At 39.3% G+C, this 6,440-nt stretch carries 4 protein-coding genes and 1 pseudogene; 2 read left to right on the top strand and 3 right to left on the bottom strand.

The genetic code is table 11. The features are described from left to right. A pseudogene (locus tag K6G87_RS11370) lies at window positions 1–913 on the top strand (glutamine synthetase type III); the annotation flags it as partial. A gap of 123 nt (window positions 914–1,036) precedes the next feature. Further along, a complete protein-coding gene (locus K6G87_RS11375; RefSeq protein WP_296837232.1) occupies window positions 1,037–2,812 on the top strand; it encodes an ammonium transporter in 1,776 nt (591 codons plus the stop codon). Window positions 2,813–3,096: 284 nt separating this feature from the next. Here the strand turns inward: K6G87_RS11375 and K6G87_RS11380 are convergent, their stop codons facing one another. From K6G87_RS11380 to K6G87_RS11390, 3 genes are all read right to left on the bottom strand, one after another. Then, entirely contained in the window at window positions 3,097–3,984 is an 888-nt protein-coding gene (locus K6G87_RS11380; RefSeq protein ID WP_296837235.1) for a hypothetical protein, read from the bottom strand. A gap of 224 nt (window positions 3,985–4,208) precedes the next feature. Continuing rightward, complete coding sequence (locus tag K6G87_RS11385; RefSeq protein WP_296837237.1) at window positions 4,209–5,693, bottom strand: sensor domain-containing diguanylate cyclase; 1,485 nt, start codon at window positions 5,691–5,693, stop codon at window positions 4,209–4,211. A gap of 9 nt (window positions 5,694–5,702) precedes the next feature. Next, the coding region (locus K6G87_RS11390; RefSeq protein ID WP_296837239.1) for a substrate-binding domain-containing protein at window positions 5,703–6,440 on the bottom strand (738 nt) is incomplete at its 5' end.

The raw sequence follows: 6,440 nt of genomic DNA on the forward strand, positions 1-6,440 counted from the left end.
TTTCCTTGGTGATGAGCTTGATGCAGTAGTTCAGAGCATCATCCAGGGCAAGTCCTATAAGGGATCAGGTAAGCATTCAATCCAGATCGGTATTGATGTACTTCCTTCAATTCCTCAGGATAACACAGATAGAAACCGTACATCACCTATGGCATTTACAGGTAACAAGTTTGAGTTCCGTATGCTTGGTTCAGGTCAGTCAATTTCAGGTCCTAACATCGCACTTAACACAATCATGGCTCAGGAACTTAAAGAGTTTGCAGATAAGCTTGAAAAGAGCAAGAACTTCCAGTCAGATCTTCAGAAGCTTATCAAGAAGACCTTTACAGATCATCAGAGAATTATCTTCAATGGAAATGGTTATGATGCTTCATGGGTTAAGGAAGCTACAAAGAGAGGTCTTTCCAACCTTGTATCTACAGCTGATGCTCTTCCTGAATATATTTCAAAGAAGAATATCGACCTGTATGTAGATAACAATGTATATACAGAAGAAGAGGTTCGTGCAAGAGGTGCTATTCACGTAGAAACCTATAACGCTACAATCGAGATCGAAGCACGTACCATGATCGACATGATCCATCGTCAGATCCTTCCTGCAGCATCTGCTTATACAGCTGAGCTGTGCCAGAGAGCCGCTGCTCTTAAAGAAGCTGGCGTTGTAGTAGAATACGAGAAGAATACAGCTACTAATACTGCTACTCTTACAGATGCTCTTGCAGCTGCATGCAGTAAGCTTGAAGCTGACTATGCAAAGGTTCCTTCAGATCCTGACAAGGCTATGAAGTATCTTCATAAGACAATCCTTAAGGATATGAGCGAAGCAAGAAGTGCTTCAGATGCACTTGAAGCAGTAGTTGATGAACAGTACTGGCCATTCCCTGTATATGCTGATCTTCTGTTCTCTGAATAAATAAAATATATGACTTGCAGTCTCAAAAAGACTCGGCAAGACAAAACCAGCAAAGGCGCTGATAGAGTTAAATCTCTACCAGCGCTTTTATTATATGAGCAATAGCTCAAAAGGGAGGAAAAAATGAGTGACGAAATTCTATCTTATATAAACTCGCAGGTTTTTGGGGTTTGGTTTTTGGCGGGTGCCGCACTTGTATTCTGGATGCAGGCAGGCTTTGCAATGGTTGAAACAGGCTTCACAAGAGCCAAGAATGCCGGCAACATCATCATGAAGAACCTCATGGACTTCTGTATCGGAACTGTAATGTTCATCCTTATAGGCTTTGGTCTTTTCCTTGGAGAAGATGCACTCTTTGGTCTTGTAGGTCTTCCAAATTTTGATATCTTTACTAACTATGCAGAATTTGACTGGTCAGGATTTGTATTCAATCTTGTATTCTGTGCAACAACTGCAACAATCGTTTCAGGAGCTATGGCTGAAAGAACAAAATTCATTTCTTATTGTGTGTACTCGGCTGTTATTTCAGGCATAATCTATCCGGTTGAAGCTCACTGGACATGGGGCGGCGGCTGGCTCGCTCAGATGGGATTCCATGATTTTGCAGGTTCTAACTGTATTCATATGGTTGGTGGTATCTGCGCACTTATCGGTGCATGGATGCTCGGTCCTCGTATCGGTAAGTTCACTAAGGATTCTAACGGAAAGATCACTAAAGTTAACGCTTTCCCAGGTCATAACATCCCGATCGGAGCTCTTGGTGTCTTCATTCTCTGGCTCGGCTGGTATGGATTTAACGGAGCAGCTGCAACATCACTTGAGCAGCTTGGTGATATCTTCGTAACAACTACTATCGCTCCTGCAGTTGCAACTGTTGTATGTATGATCTTCACATGGATAAAATATGGCAAGCCTGATGTTTCAATGTGTCTTAACGCTTCACTTGCAGGTCTTGTAGCTATTACAGCTCCTTGTGACACAGTAGATGCTTTTGGTTCTATCATAGTAGGTTTTGTAGCAGGCCTTCTTGTAGTATTTGGTGTATGGCTTCTTGATAACGTACTTAGAATTGATGATCCTGTTGGTGCTGTTGCTGTTCACATGATGAACGGTATCTGGGGAACACTTGCTGTAGGTCTTTTCTCAACTAATTCTGTTCCTGGTTACTCACTTGCAGATGCAAGCGGCAATGAGATGGTAGGTCTCTTCTACGGTGGCGGTTTTAAGCTTCTTGGTATCCAGCTCATCGGTATGTGTGCAACAATCCTCTGGACTTTAGTTACTATTTTTATTACATTCACTGTTATCAAAGCCACTCTCGGACTCAGAGCTTCTGAAGAAGAGGAACTTACAGGTCTTGATATTACAGAACATGGTCTTTCATCTGCATATGCAGGTTTTTCAATAATGGACGTAACTGGAATGGAGATGGAAGCAAACGAGAATACAGATCTTGGTATCGGGGAATACGATAAGGCTTCTGAAGCACTTAAAAATGCATCTGTTAAGGTTGTTAAGGCTCCTACTTATCCTGAAGCTGATTCCGGTATCCATAAGGTTGTAATCATTGCTAAGCTTTCTCGTTATGACAAGCTCAGAAAAGCTATGAACGATCTTGGTGTAACCGGTATGACAGTAACTCAGGTAATGGGATGCGGCATTCAGAAGGGCGCCGGCGAAAGATATCGTGGTGTTGAAATGGATGCAACACTTCTTCCTAAGGTTAAGCTGGAAATCGTAGTTGCCAAGATTCCTGTAGATAAAGTTATAGAAACTGCTAAGCGTGCACTCTACACAGGTCACATCGGTGACGGTAAGATCTTCGTATATAATGTTGGTAAGGTTGTTAAGATCCGTACCGGCGAAGAAGATATTGAAGCTCTTGCCGATGTAGAGTAAGTAACCAGTTGGTGCCTCTTATGGCACCAGCACCGAACTATCAGCCACTCGTGGCATGAGGTTAAATTTGTAACCCTCGTCTACTTAAAAAATTTCAAAAAGAAATTCCGGTATTATTATGATTCTCTATATTCTTTCTGCAAAAGAAAATAAGAATTAAATAATACCGGATTTCTTTTTATAAACAGATAATAATCTTATTTTTTAGCCTACAGATTCATCATCTGATCATCTTATTAAATGCGCGATTAACATTTCTCCTTATCAAAAAGCTATATATTTCCCTATTCTGATACTTCTGCACTATATGTAAGAGATATATCCTCTTCATAAATATTGTCTGCTGAATAATCATCTGCATCATAAACGCTGAGTGCAAATTCCATATCTTCTATATCCTCTTCAGAAGTAACATCTATGTCCTCTAAATCTTCAGTATAGAAGGTGATCTCATCAAATGCCTGAGAATTAGGAAGCACCGAAACAGCCCAGTATGAATCTATCATATAGCCATTTATAGATGCATCATCAATTGTAAATATAACTCTCTTATCTGTATTGTTAACTACATAAACCTTAAGCTCATAACCCCAATATTCATCCATTTCCGTGCCGATAAGGACAACTTTTATATCATCACTTTCAGCTATAATAATATCCCCATCTTCATCTTCCCTGTATACATTCTCTGCGTTCTCTTCACCCTGCGGATAAATGTGGAAGCCATCATAATATACATCATCTGCAGACCAGTCATCTGAATCATAGATGCGCATAACAATATAGATATCTGTAATCTCGCCTATAAGCTCTTTTTCCTCATCCGTAAGATAAAAATCAAAGTCCTCATTAGCTTTCTTACCAGGTTTTACTTCAGAATAAAAATAAGGAACTACGCATACTCCGTTAAAAGATGCACTTTCTGCAGAGTACATATATGTTACATCCTCAGAATAATTAACCATGCTTACTTCGAGAATATAACCGGCATCTTCATCTTCTTCTATTCCTGTAATCGTAACACAAACTTCATCGTTATCAACTACAGTATATTCTTCAAAGTCAGAATCCGACTCCTTTGCATTAACATTTCCAAGTGGAATAGCAGCTATGATCATAGCCATAAGAACTGCGGTGAGAGTTTTAAAAATAGTTTTCGTCCTTAAATACATACTACAACCTCCTTTACAATAATACCCAACAAAGGTGGCAGGACTCCTCTCCGCATGCAAATTATACGATATTTCGTTAATAGCTTCAATAACAATTCATTAATATTTCTTAAAAAGCGCCCTATTTACTGATAATTTACAAATAATTCTATAATCTATATTTTCTGATAAGATGACAAGAAACAACCCATTACCTAAAGGTAATGGGTTGTCTGGCCAAATCATTATAAATCCTTATACCAACGGTAACCGTCTCTTCCTGCTTCTTTAATGCTATATAACGCTCTGTCTGCACAGCGTATCAGTTCATCAATATCCTCTGCATCTGAAGGATATTGTGCAAGTCCTGCACTAAAGCTCATGTGCTTGCCAGGCTCATCGCTAAATCCAGATAGTTTTATGTTATGAACACAGTTCAAAGACTCCTTTAGAATCTGATCAATATCATCAGAATCCTCGATAGCTATCATAGCCAGGAACTCATCTCCTCCATACCTGAATATCTCAGCCTTGTCTCCAAGATTGTCAGACAAGATGCTACTAAAGGTCTTGAGAAGTTCATCACCTTTTTCATGTCCAAGTTTATCATTAACATCTTTGAAGTTATCAATGTCAATAAAGCACAAAGCCTTGTATTTTCCGGACTTTAGCCATTCAGCTGAAGATACGCTAAAAGCTCTTCTGTTTAAAAGACCAGTCAGTGCATCATGTAACGATATCTTTTCCAGCATATCGTTCTCTCTTCTGTTAAGAATGTACATGGTAAGAATAATAACGACTACTATTATAAGAAGTAAAATAGTAAACCTTATAACCTGGTCCCTGAACTGACTCACAGTTGAAGATAGGGCTTTGTTAGGTATCCTTACAACAACATACCAGTCCTTGGCACTCTCTATCTTATCGCAGTACTGGGAATAACTGTCATAACCAATGGTATAGTTGATTCCCATGTTATCAACGCCTTCTCTAAGCTGCTGTATCCAGTTCATATATGTAGCTTTTGAGCCTTCATCAGTAAGATTCTGCATACGAAGATATGCATTAGTCCAGCTGCCAACGGCATGCTCATCTGTAGAAACACACTGAATAATATTGGCTGAATCGGCATTCATAAGCCATATTTCAAGGTCAGTAATGCTAGAATTGGTTTTTGCGATCTCTTGAAGATCCTCAAACAGATATGTGATGAAAAACCAACCGTCCTTACCTTGGGAATAATTTATCTTTACAAATACCGTAGAAACAGTTTTACCATATATATTCGAACGATAAGGCATGCTCATCGTCACATTCTCAGCCGTATGTGTATAATCAAGAAGATCCCATCTGTCAAAATCTACTTTTTCTTCTTCAGTAGCATAGATATTTTCATCTTCGTCAACAAATCCAATGCCTGCATACTGCTCTCTGACATCATCATCACTTGCAAGCTTTTCATAAACCTCGTCTAGTGATGAATAATCCTGGGCAGAAAGTGTTACAGCTATCTTCTTACTTCTATCTGTCAGAGAATTAATATAATTATTCATCTTCTCAGACACCAGAGTGCATATTTCGCCTGACAGGTACTGATCATGCTCTACCATGAGATTGTTAAAGTATGTGATAAGCATAGTTATTGCTATGACAAACACTAAAAGAGAGAGGATCAGAGTAATATAAAGTATCCTGTTTTCTTTTTTGATACTATTCTTATTATTATCCATAGCCAATCCTTAATATTGTGCTATTGCCTCAGCAACTTCTTCATCCAAAAGTGTATCATGGCTTACCACGACAACACCTGTATCAACATATTTGACATTCATGGTGTGACCGTTTATAAGATCAAGAGCTGAAGTCACTCCACTATAGCCCATCTGATACTGACGCTGTAAGATTGTTGCAGCGCTATACGTTTCTGATTCTACGAGTGTTCTCATCTCATCTGAATAGTCGAACCCCATAATTGTTAAATCAGTTCTTTCATTATCTATTATGTAGGATGCCATAGCCTGGGTTGGCCCATTGTTGGTACCAAACAGCCCCACCACTTCAGGATGTGCATTCATATACTCTTCTATCAGTTCACCAGCCAGTTCAATATCACCATTACTGTTCATTACGTCAGAGTGTGTAACCCAGCTATCCGGAGCATTTTCTGACCAGTACTGGAAAAAACCCGCAAGCCTCTCCGTTATTGTCTGTGAATATGCACTTCCAACCATGATTCCAATAGTCACGGAATCGGTGTCCAAGTAGCCTTTTTGCCTGAGAAGATTGATCATCTCTTCTCCGGCTTCATATCCGGCTATAAAATTCTCTGTCATATAGCAGATATCATACTTCTCTGAATTAACTATGGTATCAATAAGTACAATAGGAATATCGCTGGCATAGGCTTCCTCTATATAAGGTACCAGCTCTATAGAATCGTCAGGGGCTATGATAATGGCATCGGCATTTCTCTCAAC

This window comes from Butyrivibrio sp., assembly GCF_024699075.1.

Excerpts from the sequence above, each read along its gene's own strand:
- K6G87_RS11375 (WP_296837232.1), top strand. The coding sequence starts at position 1,037 with ATGAGTGACGAAATTCTATCTTATATAAACTCGCAGGTTTTTGGGGTT.
- K6G87_RS11380 (WP_296837235.1), bottom strand. The coding sequence starts at position 3,984 with ATGTATTTAAGGACGAAAACTATTTTTAAAACTCTCACCGCAGTTCTT.
- K6G87_RS11385 (WP_296837237.1), bottom strand. The coding sequence starts at position 5,693 with ATGGATAATAATAAGAATAGTATCAAAAAAGAAAACAGGATACTTTAT.